The sequence below is a fragment of the Sphingomonas sp. ID0503 genome, assembly GCF_048565625.1.
Lineage (GTDB): Bacteria > Pseudomonadota > Alphaproteobacteria > Sphingomonadales > Sphingomonadaceae > JBLZUR01.
Genome location: NZ_JBLZUR010000002.1, coordinates 1995202 through 2018265, shown reverse-complemented (window position 1 = coordinate 2018265; position 23064 = coordinate 1995202). Strand labels below are relative to the sequence as shown.

Annotated in this window: 21 protein-coding genes, 1 tRNA gene and 2 pseudogenes; 13 read left to right on the top strand and 11 right to left on the bottom strand. The window is 61.9% G+C overall.

Features of this window, described 5'->3' with window-relative positions; genetic code table 11:
• Window positions 1-84: 84 nt before the first annotated feature.
• The 3 genes and pseudogenes from ACM608_RS10820 to ACM608_RS10810 all read left to right on the top strand — a co-directional run bounded on the left by ACM608_RS10820 (window position 85) and on the right by ACM608_RS10810 (window position 2158).
• Window positions 85-174, top strand: a tRNA-Ser gene (locus ACM608_RS10820).
• A 113-nt stretch (window positions 175-287) separates the two neighbouring features.
• Window positions 288-1013, top strand: a pseudogene (locus ACM608_RS10815) (tyrosine-type recombinase/integrase); the annotation flags it as partial.
• 390 nt (window positions 1014-1403) lie between these two features.
• A protein-coding gene (locus ACM608_RS10810) for an IS5 family transposase (RefSeq protein ID WP_419681115.1) occupies window positions 1404-2158 on the top strand; the annotation gives its coding sequence in 2 pieces (ribosomal slippage) (window positions 1404-1745 and window positions 1748-2158; 753 coding nt in all).
• A 482-nt stretch (window positions 2159-2640) separates the two neighbouring features.
• On the opposite strand, the gene ACM608_RS10805 is transcribed toward ACM608_RS10810, so the two are convergent.
• Both ACM608_RS10805 and ACM608_RS10800 read right to left on the bottom strand, forming a co-directional pair.
• Window positions 2641-2880 (bottom strand): helix-turn-helix transcriptional regulator, encoded by a 240-nt coding sequence (locus ACM608_RS10805; RefSeq protein WP_419683227.1) that lies wholly within the window; start codon window positions 2878-2880, stop codon window positions 2641-2643.
• A 46-nt stretch (window positions 2881-2926) separates the two neighbouring features.
• Window positions 2927-4372, bottom strand: a complete 1446-nt coding sequence (locus tag ACM608_RS10800) for a hypothetical protein (RefSeq protein ID WP_419683226.1) — start codon at window positions 4370-4372, stop codon at window positions 2927-2929.
• Window positions 4373-4520: 148 nt separating this feature from the next.
• Here ACM608_RS10800 and ACM608_RS10795 point away from each other — a divergent pair, with 148 nt between their 5' ends.
• From ACM608_RS10795 to ACM608_RS10775, 5 genes are all read left to right on the top strand, one after another.
• Entirely contained in the window at window positions 4521-4901 is a 381-nt protein-coding gene (locus tag ACM608_RS10795; protein ID WP_419683225.1) for a hypothetical protein, read from the top strand.
• 106 nt (window positions 4902-5007) lie between these two features.
• Window positions 5008-5748 carry a division plane positioning ATPase MipZ gene (locus ACM608_RS10790; RefSeq protein WP_419683224.1) on the top strand — a complete coding sequence of 247 codons (741 nt, stop codon included), beginning with the start codon at window positions 5008-5010 and terminating at the stop codon, window positions 5746-5748.
• On the top strand, window positions 5748-6326 hold the full coding sequence (locus ACM608_RS10785) for a hypothetical protein (RefSeq protein WP_419683223.1): 579 nt from the start codon (window positions 5748-5750) through the stop codon (window positions 6324-6326). Before ACM608_RS10790 ends, ACM608_RS10785 begins: the two co-directional genes overlap by 1 nt.
• A 264-nt stretch (window positions 6327-6590) precedes the next feature.
• Window positions 6591-6908, top strand: a complete 318-nt coding sequence (locus tag ACM608_RS10780; protein WP_419683222.1) for a plasmid mobilization protein — start codon at window positions 6591-6593, stop codon at window positions 6906-6908.
• Complete coding sequence (locus tag ACM608_RS10775; RefSeq protein WP_419683221.1) at window positions 6905-8422, top strand: relaxase/mobilization nuclease domain-containing protein; 1518 nt, start codon at window positions 6905-6907, stop codon at window positions 8420-8422. The genes ACM608_RS10780 and ACM608_RS10775 overlap by 4 nt, the downstream gene beginning before the upstream one ends.
• A gap of 52 nt (window positions 8423-8474) precedes the next feature.
• Here the strand turns inward: ACM608_RS10775 and ACM608_RS10770 are convergent, their stop codons facing one another.
• Window positions 8475-8642: a hypothetical protein gene (locus ACM608_RS10770; protein WP_419683220.1), complete on the bottom strand. Its 168-nt coding sequence runs from the start codon at window positions 8640-8642 to the stop codon at window positions 8475-8477.
• 500 nt (window positions 8643-9142) lie between these two features.
• Between ACM608_RS10770 and ACM608_RS10765 the strand changes: the two genes are divergently transcribed.
• Genes ACM608_RS10765 through ACM608_RS10750 form a run of 4 tightly spaced genes read left to right on the top strand, consistent with a single transcriptional unit; the run spans window position 9143 to window position 14576 of the window.
• Window positions 9143-12067, top strand: a complete 2925-nt coding sequence (locus tag ACM608_RS10765; protein WP_419683219.1) for an ATP-binding protein — start codon at window positions 9143-9145, stop codon at window positions 12065-12067.
• Window positions 12060-13949, top strand: coding sequence for a response regulator receiver domain (locus ACM608_RS10760; RefSeq protein ID WP_419683218.1), 1890 nt, complete (start codon window positions 12060-12062; stop codon window positions 13947-13949). Before ACM608_RS10765 ends, ACM608_RS10760 begins: the two co-directional genes overlap by 8 nt.
• Window positions 13950-13971: 22 nt before the next feature.
• Window positions 13972-14103: a hypothetical protein gene (locus ACM608_RS10755; RefSeq protein WP_419683217.1), complete on the top strand. Its 132-nt coding sequence runs from the start codon at window positions 13972-13974 to the stop codon at window positions 14101-14103.
• Between the two features lie 44 nt (window positions 14104-14147).
• On the top strand, window positions 14148-14576 hold the full coding sequence (locus ACM608_RS10750; protein WP_419683216.1) for a very short patch repair endonuclease: 429 nt from the start codon (window positions 14148-14150) through the stop codon (window positions 14574-14576).
• Here ACM608_RS10750 and ACM608_RS10745 read toward each other — a convergent pair.
• From ACM608_RS10745 to ACM608_RS10730, 4 genes and pseudogenes are all read right to left on the bottom strand, one after another.
• Entirely contained in the window at window positions 14549-15667 is a 1119-nt protein-coding gene (locus ACM608_RS10745; protein WP_419683215.1) for a DNA cytosine methyltransferase, read from the bottom strand. The genes ACM608_RS10750 and ACM608_RS10745 overlap by 28 nt on opposite strands.
• Before the next feature lie 640 nt (window positions 15668-16307).
• Window positions 16308-17074 (bottom strand): IS5 family transposase gene (locus ACM608_RS10740; protein WP_419683214.1). Its coding sequence is split into 2 segments (ribosomal slippage): window positions 16308-16750 and window positions 16750-17074, totalling 768 coding nucleotides; the frame shifts between segments, so codons are not numbered across the junction.
• 360 nt (window positions 17075-17434) lie between these two features.
• The gene (locus ACM608_RS10735; protein WP_419683213.1) at window positions 17435-18343 is read right to left on the bottom strand and encodes a hypothetical protein; all 909 of its coding nucleotides are present in this window, start codon (window positions 18341-18343) and stop codon (window positions 17435-17437) included.
• Window positions 18344-18595: 252 nt separating this feature from the next.
• Window positions 18596-18760: pseudogene (locus ACM608_RS10730) on the bottom strand (transposase); the annotation flags it as partial.
• A gap of 191 nt (window positions 18761-18951) precedes the next feature.
• Between ACM608_RS10730 and ACM608_RS10725 the strand changes: the two are divergent.
• Complete coding sequence (locus ACM608_RS10725; RefSeq protein ID WP_419683212.1) at window positions 18952-19881, top strand: DUF7064 domain-containing protein; 930 nt, start codon at window positions 18952-18954, stop codon at window positions 19879-19881.
• Window positions 19882-20046: 165 nt separating this feature from the next.
• Here the strand turns inward: ACM608_RS10725 and ACM608_RS10720 are convergent, their stop codons facing one another.
• The 4 genes from ACM608_RS10720 to ACM608_RS10705 all read right to left on the bottom strand — a co-directional run bounded on the left by ACM608_RS10720 (window position 20047) and on the right by ACM608_RS10705 (window position 23060).
• Window positions 20047-20175 (bottom strand): hypothetical protein, encoded by a 129-nt coding sequence (locus ACM608_RS10720; protein ID WP_419683211.1) that lies wholly within the window; start codon window positions 20173-20175, stop codon window positions 20047-20049.
• Window positions 20176-20214: 39 nt separating this feature from the next.
• On the bottom strand, window positions 20215-20817 hold the full coding sequence (locus ACM608_RS10715) for a VOC family protein (RefSeq protein WP_419683210.1): 603 nt from the start codon (window positions 20815-20817) through the stop codon (window positions 20215-20217).
• Between the two features lie 10 nt (window positions 20818-20827).
• On the bottom strand, window positions 20828-22126 hold the full coding sequence (locus tag ACM608_RS10710; RefSeq protein WP_419683209.1) for a cytochrome P450: 1299 nt from the start codon (window positions 22124-22126) through the stop codon (window positions 20828-20830).
• Window positions 22127-22250: 124 nt separating this feature from the next.
• Window positions 22251-23060, bottom strand: a complete 810-nt coding sequence (locus ACM608_RS10705) for an SDR family NAD(P)-dependent oxidoreductase (protein ID WP_419683208.1) — start codon at window positions 23058-23060, stop codon at window positions 22251-22253.
• Window positions 23061-23064: the final 4 nt, after the last annotated feature.

Here is a 23064-nt window from a genome sequence, read left to right as displayed (position 1 = left end):
TGCGCTTGGCAAGCTCGGAACCATCCGCTAATGCGCCCCGCCTATCGACCGGACGCCTCCACAGGCGGTCCGCCATACCTCTGCGGAGAGGTGCCAGAGTGGTCGATTGGGACGGTCTCGAAAACCGTTGTGGGTGCAAGCTCACCGTGGGTTCGAATCCCACCCTCTCCGCCAACTAAGCATCCGCTGGCGAGCGCAGACGTTCATAAGTAGCTGAAACTCTCAGCAATATACGAGTTCTCCCTCCGCATTTGTGCGCTGCGGGCCGCGCGCTTCCACAGCTAGCCATGGCATGGGCCATGGTATCAAGGTCAGAGTGCATGGTATTGGGTTATACCATGTTGAGTGACACGAAAATTCGCGCAGCGAAGGCTGCGGATAAGCCTTACCGGCTGGGTGATTCTGGCCAACTCTATCTTCAAGTGACGCCGAGCGGCGGGCGCCACTGGCGGATGAATTACACGTTCGGCAGGAACGACCAGGGTAAGCCAACTCAGAAAACGCTAAGCTTCGGTTCCTATCCGGCGGTGTCGCTGGCCGAGGCGCGCGAGAAGCGGGACCGGGCCAAGGCGTTGCTAGCCAAAGGACTTGACCCTGCGGAGGAGCGGCGACGGCTTGAAAGGGATGACGCGGCCGCGCGACGCAACACGTTCCGAGCGTTGGCGGAAGAATGGTTCGAGCTCAACAGTGGCTGGTCGCTCGACAAGCTGCGGGCCTGGGCCGATGCGCATGACGGACGGTGGTCGCACCTCCAGGCGGAGCACTGGATCAAGAACCATAATGGACGTTGGTCGGCCGTCCATGCGGCGGACGTTCTGACGAGTCTTGAGCGCGACGTGCTCCCGGATCTCGGTGGTGCGGCGATGGCCGCGATCACCAGCCGCGATGTTCTCGATACACTCAAGGCCGTTGAGCGGCGGGGAGCGATCGAAACCGCGCACCGGCTACGACAGCGAGTGTCAGCGATCTTTGTCTACGGCATCGCAGTCGGTGCGTGCCAGATCGATGTTGCTGCCAGCTTGAGTTCGATCCTCGAGCCGATGCCGCAATCGGTTCCGCAGCCTGCGATCATCGACGGGTTGGTCGATCAGGACCAGCGCCTGACTGCGATCCGTCAACTTATCGTTGACTGCGAAGCAGAGCGGTGCCGCTCGACGACGAAGCTAGCATTGCGATTTCTCGCTCTGACGGCTGTCCGTCCAGGCGAACTTGCTGGCGCGCAATGGGAAGAGTTTCACGATCTCGACGGCCGCGAGCCAACCTGGATAGTCCCAGGCTCGCGCATGAAGGGGGACAAGCAAAAAAAGTCTAGCGCGCGCCATGAACATGTAGGGTCCGGACCCAATAATGGCTTTTGCTACCGCTTGGATCGTGATTCACTGCGTTGGTGTGGAGGCGGTGGAATGGCTGATTTCTTCTGGTTTTCCGATGCGCAGTGGGAGCGGATCGCACCACTGCTGCCGACGGACGTTCGCGGCAAGGCACGTGTGGATGATCGCCGGGTGCTGAGCGGGATCGTGCATGCGCTCCGCTGCGGCGGTCGCTGGGTGGACTGCTCGGACGTGTACGGGCCAAAGAAGACGCTCTACAATCGCTTCGTGCGCTGGTCCGAGCGCGGCATCTGGGAGGGGATTTTCAGCGCGCTGGCAGGCGCCGACGACGCGCCGGACCGGCTGTTCATCGATAGCAGCTGCATCAAGGTCCACCGCTGCGCAGGCGGTGGAAAAGGGGGGCCTTGGCCCATGGTATCGGCCGCACCAAAGGCGGCCGGAACACCAAGGTCCATGCCGTCTGCGACGCCAAGGGCCGCCCTCACGTCCTCCTGCTGACGCCCGGCAACGTCCACGACTGCAAGGTCGCCAAGACCTGCATCGCGGCGCTGCCCCCATCCGTCGAACTCGTCGCCGACAAGGGCTATGACAGTCAGGAGTTGCGCGAGTGGCTCGACCAGCGCGGCACCCAGGCCGTCATCCCGCCGCGCTGCAACCGCAAGGTCCAGTACGACTACGACCGCACCATCTACAAACAGCGCAACGTCATCGAGCGCATGTTCTGCCGCCTCAAGGACTGGAGGCGGCTCGCCACCCGCTTCGATCGCAACATCAAGAACTTCATGGGCGCCATCGCCCTCGCCGCCACCGTCATCTGGTGGTTGTGAGTCCGGACCCTAGTGCCGCTTGCCACCCAGGCGGTCGAAGTGCTGAATGCACTACGTCCATTGACCGGACGCTATAAGTTCTGCTTCACGAGTGATCGGCACGTTCATCGCCCAATTAGCGAAAATACACTGCGTGCGCTGCTGATTAGGGCCGGCTATTATCAGCGTCATGTACCCCATGGCTTTAGGGCCTCATTCTCGACGATCATGAACGAGCGCCCGGCTAAGCAACACCAAGACGTCGATCGCGCGGTTATCGACCTGATGCTCGCACATACGCCTTCCGATAGGATCAAAGGACGGGACAACCGTGCAACTTTGGTCTCAGCATCGGAAGGGAGCTACAATCGCGCGGCCTATATGCCGCGGCGTCGTGCGCTCGCGCAGGAATGGGCCGACATGCTCCTCCAAAATTTCTGGCCTGCCTCGACGTTGGTGAGTGGTCCGATGCGCTGGGCTAAGAATGGGCCAGGTCACCGCTGCTAGACGCGCACGGGATCCCGCATCGAGATCGGGCGAAGTTGCGCCCGCCAGGCGATCACCTCGGCGCGACTCCACCGCGACGACGAGCCGCCAGCTTTGTATGGCGGCGGAAACTCTTTTGCGCGGACGAGCTGGTATATCTTCGACTTCTTTATCCCGGCGAGGCGCTCGACCTCCTCGAGCGGGATAAGGATGTCAGTCTCGTATTCTGCTTGCCTACCGGCGATAGCGGCGGCCACAACCTGGATGAACCGCTCGTCGCCGACGAGCCGCTCGAGAATCGCATCACACAGGGCCTCGGCCTGACGACGACGTTCGGTCTGCTGACCGTCCGGGTTGGACTTTGAATACCGTACGCTGTTCGGGCTCCTGTGCATGACCCACGATAGCGTGGACGAGACTGCCGGGGTTGGGGGGTGACATACGGGTAATTCGAAAGCGGAAATCGGGCAGGACGTCGAAAAGCTGAGCGCCGACAAGATCGCCAAAGATCGGCGCGCGCTGGAAGTAGGCCCGGCGCTCTTCACGCACGGTCTTGATCAGGTCCTCGCCAGCGCTCGTTCCCGCGCCAAGGTATGTTTTCAGTAGGCCCTTGAGATCGACTTCATCGCCACGCGTATCGAACGCGCTTTCTAGGCCAGATGGGGACCAGACGACGACCCGGTTGATGAACAGAACCGTCTCCAACGCTCTGTCAGAGCGGGAAGGCTTTTCGCCGCGAAACCATGCGAGCGGGTTGCGGCCGGTGGTGCCGGTCGTAATTAGGCCACGAACATTGCGAGCATAAGTGACGAGCCGTATGCTTGCAAAAGCAAGCTGCTCTCCCGCCGTGCAACTGGCCATCACGGTCGAAGCGCGCATCCGCGATGCAGAACGGGCGTCCTCCCTGCTCAGCGCGAACATGTTCTCATCAAGATGGAACAGGTCGATCAATGTAGTGAGTGTCGTTTTGAGTTGCAGCTCGAGTTGGTCTTCGGTGACATCCGGGAACGCGTGCCGGTAAGCTGCCTGGGTGGCCAAGGCCGAGCTCTCAAGAGCGGGAAAGAGCTGGGGCCTCCGCCCTTTTGGCGGCTGTTTGGAAAGCCTTTTTTTCGCGTGGAGGATGGCATTCACCATCGCCGTCTGATCAGTAAGGATCGCGCCGACTGTGTCGGAGCCGTGAGCAAGCCCAAGCCGGTAGTCTGCGATCCGCTTCTGGCGCAGCGCCAGAAGCTGAACCTCGAGGGCTCCAAACAGGATAGCGGACTTTGCCAGGAGTTCGCGCATGTCGTTTGCGCAGGGCATCCATGGTTCGATCGCCGCCTCCGCATCGCCGAGCAGGCCGCGCAAACAATCGATTACGAAGGGGCGATAGCCCTCAGCGAGCGCTCGTGCGCGCGTCGCATAGTCGGGTAGGTCCAGACGAAGCGCGGATGAGAGCATCCGCGCTGCTTGAGAATGATCGCTGGCGCAAAGCATCTTCATGCAATGGTTGGCGATGGTCGCTGATGACTGATCGATCAGCCATTCGGCGCGAGCGAGCGGCATCACGACCCGGTGATCTAGTAGATGGCCGACTGGAAGGGTTTGGAAGTCGACGAAGCTGAACAAGCGACCTTCGAATTCGGCTCGGCTGAGATCGCCGTATAGTGCACGCTGCTGTTCTGCGGGGATACGGCCGAGGACCCCGGCAACGCTAAAATCCAAGCCCGGGTCGATCGCGGCAAGCGGCGCGGTTGGCTGCAATGTCATCGACGTCCCCTTTCGCTGGGAGCAACGATTGCAGGCAATCGATTGCGATCCGCTTAATTAGTCGGACGTCGCCCCCCACGCCGAGAGTCCGCGAATCCTGCAGGCCTGAGCGACCGAGCCGTCTTTCGCTCGGCTATGGGAGACAGACATGAACAACTTTCAATTCGGGGCGACAATCGGCGAGATGCTCGTCACCTCGCAGACGTCGGACGTGGTACCTAAGATCGCGGCGGCCCAGATGGTCGCTGGCCTGCTGGGCAAGTGCGAGACGGCGAAGCTTCCGCAGATCGTCGCAAACCCGCAGGTCCGCGAATGGATGACCGCGGCTGGGGTGACCGAGAACCTCCTGCGTCGGGCGCTGACCGATGCGCGTAAGAGCCTTCGGGCAGACGCGGACGCTGCGTTGATCGTCACGCCGCCAAAACGTCGGAAGCGGACGAAGCTCGCCGAGCCGCATGCCGCACGGACGACGACTACCTCTCGCGCGCCCGGCGAACTCTTCGACGACGACGGGTTCGTTCCGAACTAATCGCTGCCGCCAGCGGCGAACCCACAACAAACTCAACGTCGCGCTGCTGCGGTTCCGCGCCTCCAATCGCTCGATCCGAAGCCTGCGCGCGGCTCAAGGATTAATCATGACGAAAGAACATCTGACGTCCACCTCCAAAAACGCGATTGCGTTCGCAATCGTCGTCTCGGCTGATAAGGGCGGCGTGGGTAAGTCCACCACCGCCCGGATTATAGCCGCATTGATAATCATGTACGGCCTGAAGCTGTTAGGCTTCGACTGCGACGCCCGGAATGCACATCTCGAACGTTACTATGGAGCAAGCTCCCGAGTGGTACGAACGCAGCTCCGCCGCGAGGGCGGATGGGACCTCGTTTTCGATGAGATCGAAAACACTCCGAATGCCACCGTACTGTTCGATCTGCCGGCGAATGTCGGCGATGTGATCGAGAGGCAGATCAACAAGCTGCACCGAGTGTTCGAAGTGCTCGGTCGTGAGCTCATTCACGTCTGGGTTATCGACGACGAAGAGGACTCGGTCACGCTCCTAAACCGCGTCCGGACCCTCGCTGCGCCGTCCCGAACGCTGGTGGTGATGAACGGCAGGTTCGGTGCCAGCCCGCGTGACTTCAAGCTCTGGCAGGAGTCCCCGCTGCGCGCCGAGATGATCGCGCAGGGGTTGACCGAAATCTATCTTCCGGTGCTCCCGATCCGTGCGCGCACGCGCATCGCACGCTCACGCAGCCCCTTCCATGATGTGTCGAACGCGGGGCTGCAGGCGTGGGAGCGCGTGGACTTCGATATGTGGTGGACGGCCGTCGAGAGGGCGTTCTCCCCCTTCATCAGCATGCTCGAGGAGTGCAAGTAATGGATGCCGGTGTCATGATCGTCCGTCTCCTCGGTCGCAGCCCGACCGACGAAGATTACCGGCGCATCAACCAGCTGATCCTCAACCTGCCGCCCGAAATTGCCAGCAGCCCCGGCGCTCTGGCAGAGATTATTCTGCGGGCAGACCATCTCGACCAGCTCGAGAAGGTGGTAAAGCAGGCCGCTTTCGATGGACAGCAGCGCATCCACGCCGACCTTCCTCAGCGTATCGACGATGCCGCGCTTGCGGCGCTCAAGAAGATGCGTGATCGCATGCCGGTCGACGCCACCGACCGCCTCGCCCGCATGCTGAAGTGGTCGTTCTGCTGGACCGTGATCGTCGCGATCACGTTCTGCACGGCCGGATGGATGCTCGCCAATCGCCAGGCCGAGCAGACGGCGGCAGAGGCGCACGCGTTGAACGAGGAGCGGTTCAGCGCGTGCATGGACCACGCCGCGGGCTCCGCGCTCCGCGCTCCTAACAAGCGCGGGACCCCTCCGATCGACATCACGACTTACGTTCAGACTGCGCGCGGTTGCGCGGCCAGCTATGCCGATCGCCGCGCGGCCGGGAGCTGATGCACCCCAGCCAGCACGGCAACACCGTCTTCGACGGCTGCGACAAGAACAGAAGACGAATGCAGCCGGCGCTCCGCGCCGAATAGGAGGAAAGCCAGCAAGGGCTGGCCAGAGCATACCGCGCCGCCCTCCGGCGTCGCGGGGGTGCGCTCTGTCGCTCCGCTCTGTCGCCGTACCCGCCCTGGCCTGACCTTGCGGGGGGATCCATCCTCCCCCGACCCCCTCCTGCCTCCCAAGAATCGTTCATCAGAAAGGTATGAAAAAATGCCAGGACAGCGTGGCACCGAAGTTCGGCAGCGCCAACAGGTCCGCACCACCCGCTGGACGGTCGAGGAGGCGGAACAGCTTTCGCGGCTTGCCCAATACGCTGGCTGCACCGAGGCTGAGATTCTGCGCCGGCTGGTGGCACGTGCGGACCGCCACATCGTTGTGTCGCGCGACCTGGTGCTCCAAGTTACAAAACTCGGCACGAACATCAACCAGATTGCCCGCCGCCTGAACGCGAACAGCGTCGTTTCCGCTGAAGATTTGCGCGACGCGTACGCCGGACTCCTCCTCGCGCTGAGGGTCGCGCGATCGTGATCCCCAACATCACGCGCGGTAGCGACTTCGCAGGTCTCACGAGCTACCTCACCGAGAACCGCGATCACGAGGTGCTCGACCTGACAGCCGTTTCATCAATCGAGCATGCCGCTGCCGAGATGAACGCTGTCGCCGACCTATCGTCGCGTACTCGCTGCAAGCTTCTTCACCTCTCTCTATCCGCATCCCCCACGGATGGCGTGCTCACGCCGGATCAGTGGCTGTTTGCTGTCGAGCGGCACGAGCTCGAATTCGGTCTCGCGGGACACCAGCGCGTCGTCGTTCGTCACCGCGACAAGGATCATGATCACGTCCACGTCTTTTGGTGCACGGTCTCCGTTGAAACCGGTCAGACTCCACCCAAGCGCTGGTTTCTCGCAAGGGGTTGCGGTGACCCCTCAATCGGACCGCGAGCTCTGACCGATGAAGAAGTTGGCCGCATTTCACCACGCCGTCGCAAACGGAAGAGCTATGACTCTCGAATGCTGCCACGCGCGCAGCATGTGTGCCGCGACCTCGAGCGCAAATTGAAGCTTCGCGAACTACGGACGCCCGCGCAGACGGCTCAGGATCGGGCGACCGGCACCGCGCGCCCGGTGCCGGTCGGCCAGATTCGACGTGGCGAGAGGACCGGCAGTGTTCCACTTGTCGAACGCGCCGCTGACATCCGCGCCGCACTGGATACGACAGATTGGTCCAGCCGACAGCGCGCGCTCGGCGCGCTTGGGCTGGCATTCAAGCCGGTGTCGAGGGTCGCAGTACGCCAGCAGAAGATCCGCGGCGTCGTGATCTTTGATCTCTCGGATCCGGCGAACTCGGTCAAAGCGTCGCAGTTTGATCTGGCCGACCGCAGATATGGGTGGTGCCAGCTTGAGTCGCGGAATGCCCCCGGGGCACTAGGACTTGAAGAGTACTGGGCAGCCCAGGATGGTGCACCGCCGGAGTTGTCTGCTCCCGGTCCGAATGTGTCTAGTGCGCCTCTCAAAGCCGAGTATGACCGCTTGCGCGCGGCCCATGTCGCAGCGGAGTTTGAGAAAAAGCGCAAGCGTCACGCATCGCGGGAGAAACTCGCGGCGGCCATCGCGAAGCTGCGCGGTGCGCTCATGCGCCGTCGCCGCGGAGAGGCGAAGAAGCTTGCAAGGGGCGAGCGACGAGCTTTCTACAGTCGCTTTGATGCCGAGGTCCGCGCGCCTGCGATAGCCGCTGAACGCCAAAGGTTTGAGGACGAACTTGCTTCTCTCAGCCGCTCGCGTTGGCCCAACTGGTCGGAGTTCGTAGCGGCCCGCGAGAAGAGCGCTTCCGCCAGCACGTCGCAAAAGCCGCTGTCGCGGCGCGTCAATGTCACTGCTGTGCTGCGCTCGCGCCCGCCCGACGATCTGTTCGCGACACCGCATCCTGTTCCGCGGCAAGAGGCTACGAGGCAGCCGACACTTGAGGAGAAGCGGTCGGACAGCAATGACATCGATCTGGCGACATTGGCAGCTCTCGCTGCGCAGCGAGGTCGCGCTCGATAACGCGAATAGGAGGGCAGGCTTTCGCCTACCCTCCCTTCGAGGCTTCAATCTGTCAGGCAAGCCTGAGCAGCATCAGCTTAGGTTTTTGTAGCTGGCTCTTCCGAGCCATCGACGCACGCCCCTCGAAGTCATCGTTATCGCCCCAAAGTCTTAAAGATTTCTTGCCAGGAAAGGTTGGTGGAAAGATAACTACGATACTGAAATAGCTGTTCTCACCCACGGATGCGCCTCCTCCGATGTGAGTGCTAGATCCAGATATCCGCTCACCGATTCTCATCGGGTGACCTCGTCCCTCGGATCTTCCACGATTGGGTGGTTAGCTGCCGGTCCGCTTTCGGGCACCCACCGCGGTGAGCCGCCCTTCGTTCATTTTAGAGCAATATTCGGGGTGCAGATCCAGCCATTAGGGGGAGATGGCGATGGTACGCGTCCCGCCCTCGTAGCCGGCATGTCTGGTCGGAAGGTCCACGATGAACTGCATGGCGCCGCCCGTCCTGTTCGGCTCGCCCTCAATTTGGCAGGAAACCGCAGCCGGAGTGGATCGAATTCCAAATCCAATTGCGACGTCTGCTGACTGGCGCAGCCGCGGCGTTTATGATCCGTTAGCCCGAGAGAAGGGAACCCGCACTGGTTCGGGTCGCAGCGGGCGGGGGAAGAAGGTTTGAAGAGGTTGCCGAGCGGCCGGGAAGGCAGGGGCGCGTACGTGCGGTGGTGGTCAGCGTGACGGTGCAGCGCACCACGTTTCAGACTCGCGCCCGCACCATCGACCACCTTGGGCGCGGTCAGATCGCCGACTGCCCGACCGCGGTCAGCGAGCTCTGGAAGAACGCCTACGATGCTTACGCCGACAGCGTGTCCCTGCACGTGTTCGACGGCAGCCCCGCCGTCGGCGCAATCTATGACGACGGCCTCGGCATGTCGCGGGCCGACTTCCTCGAGCGCTGGCTAGTGGTCGGCACCGACTCGAAGATCAGGGACAGGGATGACCAGGCCGATGTTCCCGAGGGCCGGACGCCGCGGCCCCGTCAGGGTGAGAAGGGCATCGGTCGTCTCTCGGCGGCGTTCCTGGCGCCTGTCACACTGATCCTCTCGAAGAGGGCCGGCAGCGATTTCGCGGCAGTGATGGTCGACTGGCGGTTGTTCGAGAACCCGTATTTGGCTCTTGAGGACATCGCAGTGGCGGTCGAGGGCTTCACCTCGACGCGCGAAATCCTCGGCCTCTTGGACTCGATGCGTGCAACCCTGACCGCAAACGTCAGACCGGACGAGGACGATCCGAGGCACGACCGGCTGACGGCGGCGTGGTCGCGGTTCGATGAATACGAGCGCGCGTTAGGTCTATCGGAGACTACGTCCGAGCGGATCCTAGCCGGAGCGCGCGTGCAGCTCGAGGAGCGGCACCTGCGTGATTGGCCGGTCTTCGCGGGGACGCGGGAGACCGGAACCGCCATCCTCCTCCTAGATGTGCATCGTGAGCTGTCCGTCCAAGTCGACACCTCGGCGGCGGATGACGACGCCGAGGTCGAAGTGGTCAAGCTCGATCTGGTGAAGACGCTGACCGGCTTCACCGACCCGTTCGAGGAGGACCGCGAGCCGTTCGACTACGAGGTGGTCCTGCACCAAGGTGAACAACGTCGCGCCATCGTGAGGGCTGCGGATGTGTTCGGGATCGACGAGTTCCGAACGCTTGAGCACTCGATTGACGGTGGCTTCGACGAGCTCGGCGTGTTTCGTGGGAAGCTGCGCGTGCTCGGTAAGGACCGCGGCGAGATCACCCATGTTCCGACCCGGCCGCCGCCTCGCGGCTCTCGCGAGCGCCTAGGACCGGTGAAGTTCTGCATCGGAACCTTCGAGCAGGATGCGGATGCGAGCACACACCCGAAGGCTGTCCATGCCGCCCTGTCGGCGAAAACGGATCAGTACGGGGGCGTCTACGTCTATCGCGATAATCTTCGGATCATGCCTTACGGCAATCCGGAATCCGACCTCTATGCCATCGAGGAGCGCAGGTCCCGCCACGCGGGAAGATACTTCTGGGCCCATCGGAGGAGCTTCGGTCGGACGGCATTCACCCGCGAGCAAAATCCGAACCTGCGTGACAAGGCGGGACGCGAGGGGCTGGTTGACAACCGGGCGTTTCGCGAACTCAGGATTCTCGTGGAGGATCTGCTGGTCTCAGTTGGAAAGCGGTACTTCGGTACCGACTCCGATATCCGGAAAGGGGAACTGGAGGAGATCAAGGCCCGCAACAAGGCTGCCGCGGAGGCGGCGCAGAAGGCCACACGGGCGCGGGCCTCGACCTTTCGCAAGTTCCTGAAGTCGAATGCCGAGCCCGTCCGACAGGCAGTGGAGGCGGCGGGCGCGTTGAGGCAGCGCCTTGCAGGGGCACTAGCCCAGCAGGATCCGGGAGAAGTTGCGCTCGCGTCCGAGGAGCTCGACGCTCTGCGCGACGAGCGCGATCGACTCCGCGTCCCGCAGGTGCCTTCCAAGCTGGGCGACCAAGAGGTAGCGTACAGACGGTATCGCGACGACTACCGGGCGCTTGGGGCGGCCATCGATGCTGCCGGCAACGAAATATCAGCTGCGCTTGAGGTAATGAGAGTGGAGCCTCCCGATGCTGTCGCGACGCGGCGGCTTCAGAGCAATCAATCGAGGCTGAGCGCAAGGGTCGACCGGTTCCGCAAGATCATCGACGCCCAGATCTCTGAACTGCGCGAGAAGTGGCGGGCGCAGGCCGAGTCGGACTTCAAGCAGTACTATTTGCTGGCAAGCCCGCAGCTGCAGGATCTCGAGCGCGGGATCCGGCTCGGCACGGTGCTGAACGGGCTGGACGCAACGGCGGCCCAGCTCGAGGAGGACTTCGTCGGCCGCTACGAGCCGTTCCTCCGGGCGCTCGAGCAGCTGCGCAACGACATCGACCTGGAGGGCGCGCTGGCAGTCACGGAGGACGAGCGGGCACAGCTCGATCGCCGCGTGAACGACTTCAACGTGCTGGCCCAGATGGGCATCGCAATTGAGATCATTGGTCACGAGCTGGACACCATGGACGCCGAGGTCCGGCGCAACCTGCACCGGCTTCCCGCCGACGTTCAGAAGAGCGATGCCTATCGGCTCGCCTTCGAAGCCCACAGCGCTATCACAGATCGGCTGCGCTTCCTGGCGCCGCTCCGCCTGGCGGGCTACAGGTCACGGGAGACGATCACCGGTGATTCGATAGCCGACTTCGTCCAGGACTTCTTTCGCCGCCGGCTTAAGGACGAGCGGGTTGAGTTCACCGCTACGCCCGCGTTCCGGTCCATCCGGGTCATCGATCTTAGGTCTCGTCTGCTGCCGGTGTTCATCAACCTGGTGAACAACGCGCTATACTGGGTGCGGTTCGTTGACGACCGCAGGATAACGCTCGACCTCGTCGGCGAACTGGTTGTCGTGGCGGATTCGGGACCCGGCGTTGACCCGGACGACATTCCCAATCTGTTCGACCTATTCTTCACGCGCCGGACGAACGGCAGGGGCGTCGGCCTGCATCTTTGCAAGCTGAACCTGGCGGTTTCCCATCATGACATCCGCTATGCGGGTCCGGAGGATTCCAAGGTCTTGCCCGGCGCAAACTTCATCATCGAGTTCCGAGGTATGACTCATGGCTGAGCTGGCGACCTATGACGAGGCGATCGTCGAGACGCTGCGGAAGCGGGCCGTCCAGTCCGCTATCCTCATCGACGACAGCTTCCCCAGCTACAACGACCTGCTGGCGGCGAACGACGCGGCGGCCGTTCGTGCCGACTTCCCCGACGTCGACGAGGCACGGCGCCTGTACGATTTGATGCACAGGCACCGTATCGTGTGCGACGTCGAGAACACTGTCGGCCACGTGGATGGCGAGTTCATCGAAAAAATCCGCAAGAGCGATCTCGTTGTGCTCGACTGGAACCTCAGGCGAGCCGAGCCGCAGGACAGCGAGGATGCGGTCCGCGTGCTCTCGGGCCTGTCGCACAGCCCGCACTTCAATCTCGTGATCATCTACACGCGGGACGACCTGTTGAAGGTTTGGACTCGAGCGGCCGTGAGGCTGCATAGAGGTTGGCGCGAGAAGGAGCATTTCCTCGACGGCCTCGACCTCGGCCAAGGCAGGGATGCGGACGAGCTGGTCGGCGACCTTGACCCGGAAGGCACCTTAGAACTCGTTCCCGACGAGGTCCTGCGCGACTACGTCCTGCACGGGATGAGGCACATCTGCTCTCAGTATCAGCAACTGCTCAAAGACCTCCGGGAGCTGCACAGGGTGCCGGGTGCCCAGACGAAGGCCGTTCTCGAGGCATTTATCCATCGCGCCGCGATCCAGCGTCATGGGGCCGAGGCAGACGCGGCTGAACCTCGCTCTCTGGAGGGCGCTCCGGCCGGCGCTCCACCCTATCTGAACGCGGGAAGCGTTTTCGTCTGCCTGATGAAGAAGCCCGAGCAGAGCGAGGACGGGCATCCGACTCAGCATGAGAAGCCGGACATCTTCGACTGCCTCGACGCGGCGTTGAAGACGTGGAAGCCAAGCGTCCTTCAACTCCTCGTCTCCGAGTTGCAGAACGAGCTTGAGCACCGGTCTTATGCCTTCGACAGCTCGCTCATGCCATCTAGCCTGCTTAAGGCAGGCTGGATGTTTCACATGCTGCGTGAGCACGGTGCCGGTGGCGAAGACATGGCCGTTGACGGCCTAGTGGCGTCCCTGAACGCCCGGCTGGCAGAGTCCATCGAGCAGTCGATCCAAGTTCAGCTGGCCGACCCGGAATCCGAGCTGATGCGGTTTGGCAAGGTTGCGGCCCGGCTCTCCGTGGAGGCGATGGGTAACTTAACCGGCAAGCCGGAGGTGGAGGTGGTCGCGGCCGCGGCGAAGGAGGCGGGTGTCGCCTGGCGCGACAAGGCGAACATGGAGTTCGAGGTTCTACACGCCTTGAATGAGTACCTGTCGTCGGACCGTTTCCGGGGCGGTCACCTGACTACAGGAACGGTACTCTGCTCGGCTGATACCGACGAGTGGTGGATTTGCGTGACGCCGGCTTGCGACATGGTGCCGCGCAAGTCCTCGGACGCATTCAGCTGGCACGCGGACATGTTCCCGTTCCGCCCGGTGCACCTGCTCAAGCTGGAGAAGAGTAAGGCGAAGCAGGCCTTGCCCGAGGCAGAGCGCGGGACGCAGGTCTTCGTCACCGTGGACGGGAGGCAACACTTCCTGCGCGCAGTCCACGCGCAGATGCGGCAGCCTCGGCCGCTGACGTGGATGCTGGAGCCGGCCGGCTTCTCGGGCGACTTGGTCTGGCAGAGGCACGGCTTTCTTTTCAAGGAGCTGAGGAAAGTGGGGGATGCGCTCGACATCGGGGAGCGCAAGGCGTTCGCCGTGAGCCAGCTTAGGCCTCAGTACGCGGCCAGGTTCCTACACCTCCTGGGCAATCACCAATCCCGCATTGGGGTGGATTACGCGAAGTTCGGCGAGTTGGAGGGGGAGAATGAGGGGAGCGGCAAGTCCGGCCTCGCGGCCTGACCCGTTCGGGAGCTGCCCGGTCGTGGAGGAGAGTCCGGATGAGGCGATCGCTAACCTGATCGCCACCATGATTGCGGCTGCCGGCGTGGTCGCCGACGAGGAGCACGTAGTGGCGTACGACGCCGCGACCCTGCGGGCCGCCTTCTCGTCGTGATCGGCGATGGTCGTTGCCTAGACCGGCTTGGATGCCGAAGCTGAATGGATCGGGTAGCCCCGGAGACCCGATCCCGGAACATGTCACGGGTGAGGAATCGGGATACCGGTCCAGAGATGGTGGTCAGGCGCGCACTCCACGCTCGTGGCTTCCGATACCGCTTACATCGGAAAGAACTGCCGGGCAGGCCCGACGTGATTCTGCCGAGGTACCGCGTCGCGGTGCTGGTGCACGGCTGCTTCTGGCATGGTCACGACTGCGCTCGCGGCAAACGGCCAGCGTCCAACCGGGAGTTCTGGACCGCCAAGCTGGACCGGAACCTCGAGCGTGACCGTCGTGCCGAGGCGGGCCTGCGGGAGCTCGGCTGGAACGTATGGGTGATCTGGGAATGCGGCCTTGAGAGCGGTGTTGCCGCCCTCCTTGCCGAATTGGAGGCGCGTCGGAATCAGGCCTCGACAGACTCGATTAGATAAGTCGCGAAGAACTGGGCGAGGCGCGGGGGCACGGCGTTCCCGATCATCCGGGCGACCGGCTCGATCATCTCCACCGGATAGAAGACGTACCCGTCCGGAAAGGATTGGAGCGCCGCCGCCTCTCGCAGGGAGATCCCGCGATTTTGGGTCGTGTCATAGTGACCGAACCTGCCGTTAGAGATGCTGTGGCAGCGGGTTGTTATCGTGGGCGAGGGGCCGTCTGGGCGCATCCGGGTGTAGACGTCGTTGAAGCCGCGCGTCTTCAGCTTGGCGTTAACGCGGCGGTGGCAGTCGAGACTGAGGTCGCCATACTTGGTCGCGTCCAGATAGCGATTCGTCTCGCCGGGCTTCGCCGAGCTGATGCGCTTGATGTTGATGTCGGTGAGCGAGCGTGTCCGGTGATTCGCCACCGAGGGATCGTTATCTCCAGCCTTCAGGCGCGGGAGGTGCTCGATAGCCTCCTGCACGGTTAGCGGCCCGGCGTTCTCGTCCTTCTGGGGCACGATCAGTTCGCTGGCGACCAGGTCCCCGGTGAGCCGATCCTTGCGGACCCGATCACGGCTGGCGGCGAGAAGGATCGAGCGCTTGCGGCGCTGCGCCACGCCAAACTTCGACACGCAGACGGTCTCGGATCCGGTGACGAATCCGAGCTGGTTTAGTCGCTCGCGGAAGTCGCCCCAGATACCGCCGAAACGCTCATCCTGGATGCCGGCGACATTCTCCGAAAGGACGAAGTCCGGCCTGTGCTTCTCGACGAAGGTAAGTGCGGCCCGAAGGAGGTTGCTGTCGCGACCGCGCTTCTCGATCCTGCCGCCGCTCATCTTCTTGCGCGACGACAGCGTGGTAAAGGGCTGACAAGGTGCGCAGATGGCGAATAGCAGGGGTACGCCGGGAAACCGCTCCTGCGCCTTTCCGATCAGTGCGGCCAATTCGCGCGCGAGCTCCTCCTGCTCACCCGCCGGGTACGCCTCGGACTTAGCGAAGATGTCGCGCTGAAGGAACTCCGGAGGCCTTCGGTCGCCGCGCAGGTTGGTGTTGTTTTCGACGTAGGTGCGCTTGCAGCGCGCCTCCTTGTCGACCCCTGCCAGCACGTAACCTCCTGCATCAACGAGGCCGCGAGTGGTGCCGCCGGCACCGCAGAAGAAGTCGACAGCAATGAATCGGGGCGGCGCCGGCGGTTCACCGTCGGCTGGTTCAGACGAGGTTGTCATCTTACGCGCCGACGGTCGGACGAGCCGGAATCGGTGCCGTCGGGAGTGTCGCTCCTCGATGCGGCCCGCTATCCTGTATCGTCTCATATTCCGTGCGCATATTCCCCCCGGGGTGGATACTACACCATCGCGTAGCCTGCCGGTCAACAGTGCATTGTCTGGCACCGCCTGAACGCGGTGAAAATGGATCAGCTTCTGCCGCTTCCGCTCATGTCAGAACCGGAAATTTCGCTTGATCGCGGCGTTGGTCATAGAAGCAGACCCTCGTTCAGCTAGCTTCCACGGCGAGGATGCCGGAAGCGTGCGCCCTACCCCTTCATCGGCCACCTGCGGTAGAGGTCGTCTTGGGAAGACTCGAATTCGGCCTGGAATGGCTCGATGCTTTTGGACATCGCCCGGAAGGCGGCCGCCAACGGATCTGGCATCTCGTTACCACCGGCCCACGACCTTTCACTCAGGAATAGGCTGAAAGACGTAAGTGAAACCATGTCGCTGAGCATTCGGCATATATGTCCCACCTCTAGGCCGTAAACTCATAAGCGCGCAGCCACAGACGCATTGAGGCGAGCTGGATCATGGCAAGGAAGTTGGCAGCCAGCTTGTCGTACCGAGTGGCGACGCGGCGGAAGTGCTTCAGCTTCGAGAAGAACCGCTCGATCAGGTTGCGCTCGCGGTAGAGCCGTTTGCTGAAGCAGGGTTTCCAGCGCCGGTTGCTCTTGGGCGGGATGTTGGGCGTGGCGCCCTGGTCCTGTATCAGCTCGCGGATGCGGTCGGCGTCATACGCCTTGTCGGCCAACACGATGGTGCGCGGGCCAAGGTGGCTGAGCAGCGTGTCAGCGATCTGTCCGTCATGCGTCTGTCCGGCGGTTAGGCCGAACCGAACCGGGAGGCCCTGCGCGTCGACGACGACGTGGATTTTGGTCGTGAGCCCGCCGCGTGATCGACCGAGACACTGATCTGCACCCCCCTTTTTGCCGTCGCAGCCTGTTGGTGGGCGCGAACGGAGGTGCTGTCGATCATTTGGATGTCGCCGTCGTAGGCGGCGGTGATGGCGTCCATGAGCCGGTCCCACATACCCGCCTTTCGCCATCGCACGAAGCGGTTGTAGCAGGTGGTGCGCGGCCCGTATCGTTCTGGCAGGTCACGCCATGGCGCACCGGAGCGCAGCACCCAAAAGATACCGTTCAGCACGCGGCGGTCATCGACGCGGGGCACGCCTCTAGGCTTGTTGGGCAGCAGCGGCTCGATCACGCGCCACTCGAAGTCGGTCAGGTCGTATCGGCTCATGCCGACGCTGAATCAGATTCCACCGCAATGCGAAAGCCAAACTTCGGTAGCTGCCCTGTTGCGAGCAGGCGCAAGCGATGTAGGATTGGCCTATGAGTGGCAGGATATCAAATGGGCGGGTTAAAGGTGCTGGGGGCATCCGTCCCTTGGTTCCGTCCCGTGCAACCTATTTGCTCTGGTTTGGACTCGCGGCGATTCTTGTCCTTGGGATGTTCGCCTATCTACTATGGGCACATTCACGCGGCCTTCTTGGCTGGAGCGAGCTGTGGGCTGTCGAAGTCAACTTCATAGTTGGTGGACTGGTCAGCTCCGCAGTCGGAGCGACGTTCCGCTGGCGATGGTCGAAGAAGCAACAAGCGCTCAAGGACTACGAGCAGATGCTCGCGTCATTGGCTCACTCACCCAATGGCTAGCCACGTCCCTATGAGCGCCGTTTATGGGTTCACGACCTAGTTGGATGAGGTCGCTTACCCGGGTTGCGCGGTCTTCTAATAGGTCCAGCGCCCTAGAGTTGGCATGAGCGAAATGACTGGACATGCTATAGATATGCGCGAGCGCTTCAATGCCACTCAGGGGAGCGTTGCCTAATCGGCCACTTTTCAACGCCTCGAGAATTTCCGAAAAAGACCACCGTTGCTCAAGTTGCTTCCGGAAGCGCTTATCCCCGAGCGGGTCGGTCCTATAGACGCTTCCATCGCGAAGCGCAGCCATCATGCGAGAGCCGCCGTGGCCGCCGAAACGATCGAGGAGGTGCTCGCTTGCCATGGCCTTCAGGGCGGTTTGTCTGTCGTAGACGGCGCCGAGCAACTCCCAATACTCGTGAAGCAATTCAGCGCGCTGCTCTTCAGAAGCAGTTGCTAGAAAGGCCACTTTCGCGAAGGTCTCGTAGGCGACCCGAATTACGACCTCCGCGTCCCAGACGAGCCCATTTACTATCAGGCAATATGCTGCCTGAGTTCGGTCTTGCTGATAGTGGTTCAGCACCCGCAGCGTCTCGGAGTGAAGGTCCTTTTGTTTCCTCTTCGCAAACGCTTCGCAATGAAAGTCCCTGATCACCCGCATGCATTCAACAAATTGCTCGAACAATGGCTCGCTCGTGGCAAGCGCAGATTCTGATATCCGCATTATGTTTATACCTTTGCTGGTAGCCAGGATGCTCCATTTCAGGGCTTTGCTCAACTCAGCGTTGCCGACTATCGAAGGCGGGTTGCGAGGCCGCGCCACATCCGGCTGCACGGCAAGTTTGCGGCTGAGTAACCGCTCAACCAAGCGATAGCAGCCTGGTAGCCAGCGCCAAGCACCGTTTTCGCCTGCCCCTTCATGAGTCCTCTCGTCACCTGAACGGATGGCAGATTACGGGAGGTGGCAGCGCGTCGTTGAACGTCCACTTGTGGGTCTGTCTAATTACGAAGCTGCACGTCGCCCGCGCCACTCTCCGTCAGCGCCACGACTCCTGTCCACTCGCCACTGATCATGGGCGGGAGAGCGGTTCGCGTTAGACTGACGAGACCTCTGACCTCAGCGCTTCCCACGATTGTAGAGCGTCTTGCGCGCGCGATAGTCCTTCCGCGGACCCCGCCAGCGCAACTCGCCGCAGTTGACGTAGATGATCCCGCTCAGCATGCGCCGATCGTCCACTCTCGGCCTGCAGTGGCTCCTGGGAAAATACGGCTCAAGCCGCTCCATCTACTCATTCGTCAGCAAGTACAGATCGCTTGCGCTCCGTCTTCTTGCGAAGCCTGGATCGGACCGACAGCCTCACATCAGTGGGTCCTGCCCTAGCTGGCTATTTGTGCCGAGCCGGACTATCCTCTGCTTGCAGAGACAAAGCTTTGTGAGGGCGCGGTCATCACTGAGCTCCGCTGAAGAGAGGCGAGATGACTGATACCAACCAGAAATTTCTAAATTATTCGACTCAGCATGCTTTCCGCCACAAGCTGCGGAGCAACGAGGCGCGCGAGTCTCTCGCGCATATGATCATCATCCCCGAACGTGGTGTCGCTGCCTACCTCTATCCCGCCGTTCTCGGCGACGGGCAAGCCAAAGCGGTGGCGAGTGCTTCGGGCGGCCCTTTCGACGAGCAAATCTTCGAAGTTTCCGAAGCGCAGGTGTCACCTGACATGGGTTTCGAGGACTGGCGAGTAGGCAATCTGCAGATGCAGGTGCTAGAACCCTTCAAGCGGGTCGCGCTGAAATGGGATGGCAATCGGATAAAGATTGATGGCGAATTTGAGGCGTTTCATCCGCCTTATGGTTTCAGCACTCATCCGGACGGAAATCCGCGATATTACGGCGACGATCGTACTGAACAGCATGGGCGCTTTCGAGGGAAGATCACTCTCGACGGCGAGACCTTCGACCATGATGGACTGATGGTTCGCGATCACAGCTGGGGTCCGCGTATATGGGGCGTCAACCAGCACTACAAATGGGTTCACGCCACTACAGGCGAGGAATCAATGCATTTCTTCGAAATGCATGCTTTCGGGCGTGTGACAATGCAGGGCTTCCTGTTCAAAGACGGTGAGATGGCGCACCTGGCAAATGTGCAACCTGCATATAGGTTCGACGGTAATATGCTGCAGAAAGACTTTCAGGTCACAGTCGTAGACACGGAAGGGCGGCAAGCGACGATCACGTATAACATCTTTCGATTCTTGGTATCTGCTTACGACCCCAAAACGGTTATCAATACCGGTTATGCGACGGTGGAGTTCGATGGAAAACCCGGCGTTGGGATCTGTGAGTTCAATTGGAATCGTGACTATTTCGATTATGTCAAGAATTATTCCGAGGAGTACGGCTAAGGCGCACCACACCACACGGTTTCAGCCCATGTATATCGCTCCCGGGAGGTTAGAGCAGCTCGGGTAACGAGTCAAAAGACCGGCACGGACGAGTGGAGCGAATCAGCAGACGCGGCTGCGACCGCTGCTCTGGCTAGCACGGCCTTGACAAATTACGGTCTCTGGTCACGGCTGGATGTTCGACGCGACGGTGAAAACCCGCGCTCCCCGATTGAGGAAGGCGGTGACGATCGATCGGCCGGTGTCGCGGCTTCCGCCGGTGACAAAGACCGTCTGCCCCTTGAGTACGCTCATGTCAAAGTCCTCGCTGTCACTCGGACGGGCGGCAGCCGATCAGGCAGTGCCTTCAGCCCCGATCTGCAGGCTGCGAACCGGATTCGTGCCATCGAAGCCGATCGATTGCTCACGAATGAAGTCGTAGATCGAGAGGATCTCTGGCGAGGGGGCATAAAGCTCGGTCAGATGGCCGTAGGCCGGGACAGTATCGACAAAGAAGGCCTCAAGCCCGGTTTCGAGCACCACGTGGAGGCTCAGATCGAACCCTTCCCGCGCTGCGGCGGCGATCGCGGCGTGGGGATCATCAACGATGAATGCGAGGTGATGCAGCCCTGTGGGGCTCACCACGTTCCGAAAAACGTCGGTAACGATCGATGGACCCGGCGTGTGGAGGGTCAGCAGCTCCACCATCACATCGCCCCACTGACCGAAGGCGGCGCTGTGATCGAACTCGGCAGGCGCGCCGCGATAGGTTGCGGACCTGATCGGGACGTGCTCGGCCAAGTAGAACGGACCCGAGCCGAACAAGCGGCTGTGTTGCTCCGCCGCGGCCGCCACATCCGGCACGCAGTAGGCGACCTGCGCCAGCTTCTGACCCTTGAGCATGATTAAGCCCCACCAAAATTTTTTGTTCTTGAGTGTAGTTCGCCCCGAGATCAACCGCTATGGCTCATTTCAATCGCGACCCCGGTGTGAAGGTCAGGTGAAGCGAAGTCAGGCCGCGTGCATGTGCTGCGGGCACAAGCGACAGGTCTGATCTTTCCCGGTCCACCTTTAGATCGTAGAGCCGATCGATCAGCGCGGGTATGGCGATGGTCAGTTCCTGCTTGGCCAAGCGGAACCCGATGCAGGTGTGCGGCCCCAGGCTGAAGCTGAGGTGGCGCGAGTTGTTCTTGCGGAAGATGTCAAAATCCTCCGGCTGCTCAAACTGCGCCGGATCGCGATTTGCGGCATCGAAGCGGACCATCAGCAGCGTTCCCTTGGATAGGGAAACCCCGCCGAGCTCAAGGTCCTCTCGGACGATCCGCCAGACGCCGGCCACGGGAGTATAGTAGCGAAGCACCTCATCGACGAAGGCAGACACGAGCGGAGGATCCTGCCTCAATCGGTCGCGGAGCTCCGGATACTCCACAAGATGCAACATGGCAAAGTTAAGTGTGTTGAACGTCGTCTCGGTCGCCCCGACGAGCAGGATGAAGATGGTCGCGTAGATCTCCAGCTCGCTGAGCCGGTCGCCATCCAGGCGGGCGCGCAGCAGATCGGAAACCAGATCGTCTCCGGGCCGGCGTCGGCGGTCTTCGACCAGCTCTTCCATGAAGCGTTTGGCATCGAGGATGGCGCGCTCGTCCGCGACCCGTTGCGAGAGCTCGCCCATACCTCCGAAGCGGCGGGTGATGGCGAGGGCCCAGGCCTGGATCTCCCCGTTCCGCTTGCCATCCAGCCCCATCATCGAGGCAAGCGCAGCGGAGGGCAGCCAATCCGCGAAGTCATGCATGAAATCGCAGCGGCCCTGTTCGATGAAACCATCGATACGATCATGGACCACCTGCTCCAGCGCCTCGCTCATCGCGCGCAGCCTGGCCGGGGAGAAGGCGTCCGAGATCAGGGTGCGCAGCCGGCGATGATCCGCATCGTCGGCCGTCAGAACGCTGCTGACCTCCTCGAAGCCCTGGGCGCGGATTTCCTCGACCTCCGGGTCGGCACGGCCGCCGCTGGTTAGGATATCCTGATAGTTGCTGGAGAAAAGCTGTGGATTGAGGAGGACATGCTTCACGAGATCATAACGCGTGACGAGATACTGGATCCGCTGGCTGGGCGAGGTCCTGATTTCCACGATTCCGCCGCTTGTTCGCGATTTCTGTAGGAAGTCGTGGGGGGAGGCGAGGATGTCAGCCGAAAAGAAATCGACAAGCGGGAAAGGTTCGCCGCCGGACGTGCCCGCGATCGCTGGCGTTGATGCCTCAGTCATTCTGCAATCCTCTCCACGGTGCGCCTGCCAAGTGCGATCGGCGTTTGCCGATCGAGCCTGTTGCCGAGCAAGCTTGTCTTCTCACGCGGCAACGGCGCGAGCAACCGACGACGGTGTCGCTTGGTCAGGCGCCATCGTAGAAGCGCCGCGCATCCGCATAGGTGGCGAGGTGCGACGTCGAACCACCGTCCGCCTTGATCACCAAACCCGTCAGATAGCGCGCCTCTTCCGACGCCAGAAAGGCGACGACGTTCGCCATATCCTGCGGCTCACCCAGAAACGGCAGCAGGACGCTGTCCTCATTCAACTTGATGAGCGCCTCGGGAATGATCTCCGCCAGGATCGGCGTGCGGATCATCGAAGGGGCGATCGCGTTGCAGCGGATGTTGTCGCGGCCGAATGATGTCGCGACATATTCGGTGAGCGTGATGATCGCGCCCTTGGCGACGCCGTAGGCGGATTGCCGGTAGAAGGCGCTCACACCGTACATCGAAGACGTGTTGACGATGCTGCCGCCACCCGTCTTCTTCATTTCAATCACCGCGTATTTGCACCCGAGCATCGTCCCGCGCAGCGTGACCTGCATCGTTCGATCCCACGCTTCGGTGCTGATCGTGGTAATGTCCACGTCTTCTGCGAAGACTTCTGGATCGAGGAGCGCCGCATTGTTGTGGAGGATGTCGATCTTGCCGAACGTAGATACGGTGGCGTCGATCGCCGCCTTGATCTGCGCCTCCTCACCGATGTCGCAGTGGATTGCCTCGGCCACCCCGCCCTCGCTGCGGATCTCGGCGGCGACCGCTTCTGCGGCACCCAGTGCGATGTCCGCGAGCATGACGGACGCACCCCGCTTCGCCAGGGTAATCGCGGTCGCCCGTCCGATCCCGGACGCCGCCGCGGTGATCATCGCGGACTTGCCTTCCAACTGTCTCATATCA

Excerpts from the sequence above, each read along its gene's own strand:
- ACM608_RS10785 (WP_419683223.1), top strand. The coding sequence starts at position 5,748 with ATGGATGCCGGTGTCATGATCGTCCGTCTCCTCGGTCGCAGCCCGACC.
- ACM608_RS10720 (WP_419683211.1), bottom strand. The coding sequence starts at position 20,175 with ATGAGCGTACTCAAGGGGCAGACGGTCTTTGTCACCGGCGGAAGCCGC.
- ACM608_RS10780 (WP_419683222.1), top strand. The coding sequence starts at position 6,591 with ATGCCAGGACAGCGTGGCACCGAAGTTCGGCAGCGCCAACAGGTCCGC.
- ACM608_RS10705 (WP_419683208.1), bottom strand. The coding sequence starts at position 23,060 with ATGAGACAGTTGGAAGGCAAGTCCGCGATGATCACCGCGGCGGCGTCC.
- ACM608_RS10800 (WP_419683226.1), bottom strand. The coding sequence starts at position 4,372 with ATGACATTGCAGCCAACCGCGCCGCTTGCCGCGATCGACCCGGGCTTG.
- ACM608_RS10725 (WP_419683212.1), top strand. The coding sequence starts at position 18,952 with ATGACTGATACCAACCAGAAATTTCTAAATTATTCGACTCAGCATGCT.
- ACM608_RS10795 (WP_419683225.1), top strand. The coding sequence starts at position 4,521 with ATGAACAACTTTCAATTCGGGGCGACAATCGGCGAGATGCTCGTCACC.
- ACM608_RS10790 (WP_419683224.1), top strand. The coding sequence starts at position 5,008 with ATGACGAAAGAACATCTGACGTCCACCTCCAAAAACGCGATTGCGTTC.
- ACM608_RS10750 (WP_419683216.1), top strand. The coding sequence starts at position 14,148 with ATGGATCGGGTAGCCCCGGAGACCCGATCCCGGAACATGTCACGGGTG.
- ACM608_RS10710 (WP_419683209.1), bottom strand. The coding sequence starts at position 22,126 with ATGACTGAGGCATCAACGCCAGCGATCGCGGGCACGTCCGGCGGCGAA.
- ACM608_RS10760 (WP_419683218.1), top strand. The coding sequence starts at position 12,060 with ATGGCTGAGCTGGCGACCTATGACGAGGCGATCGTCGAGACGCTGCGG.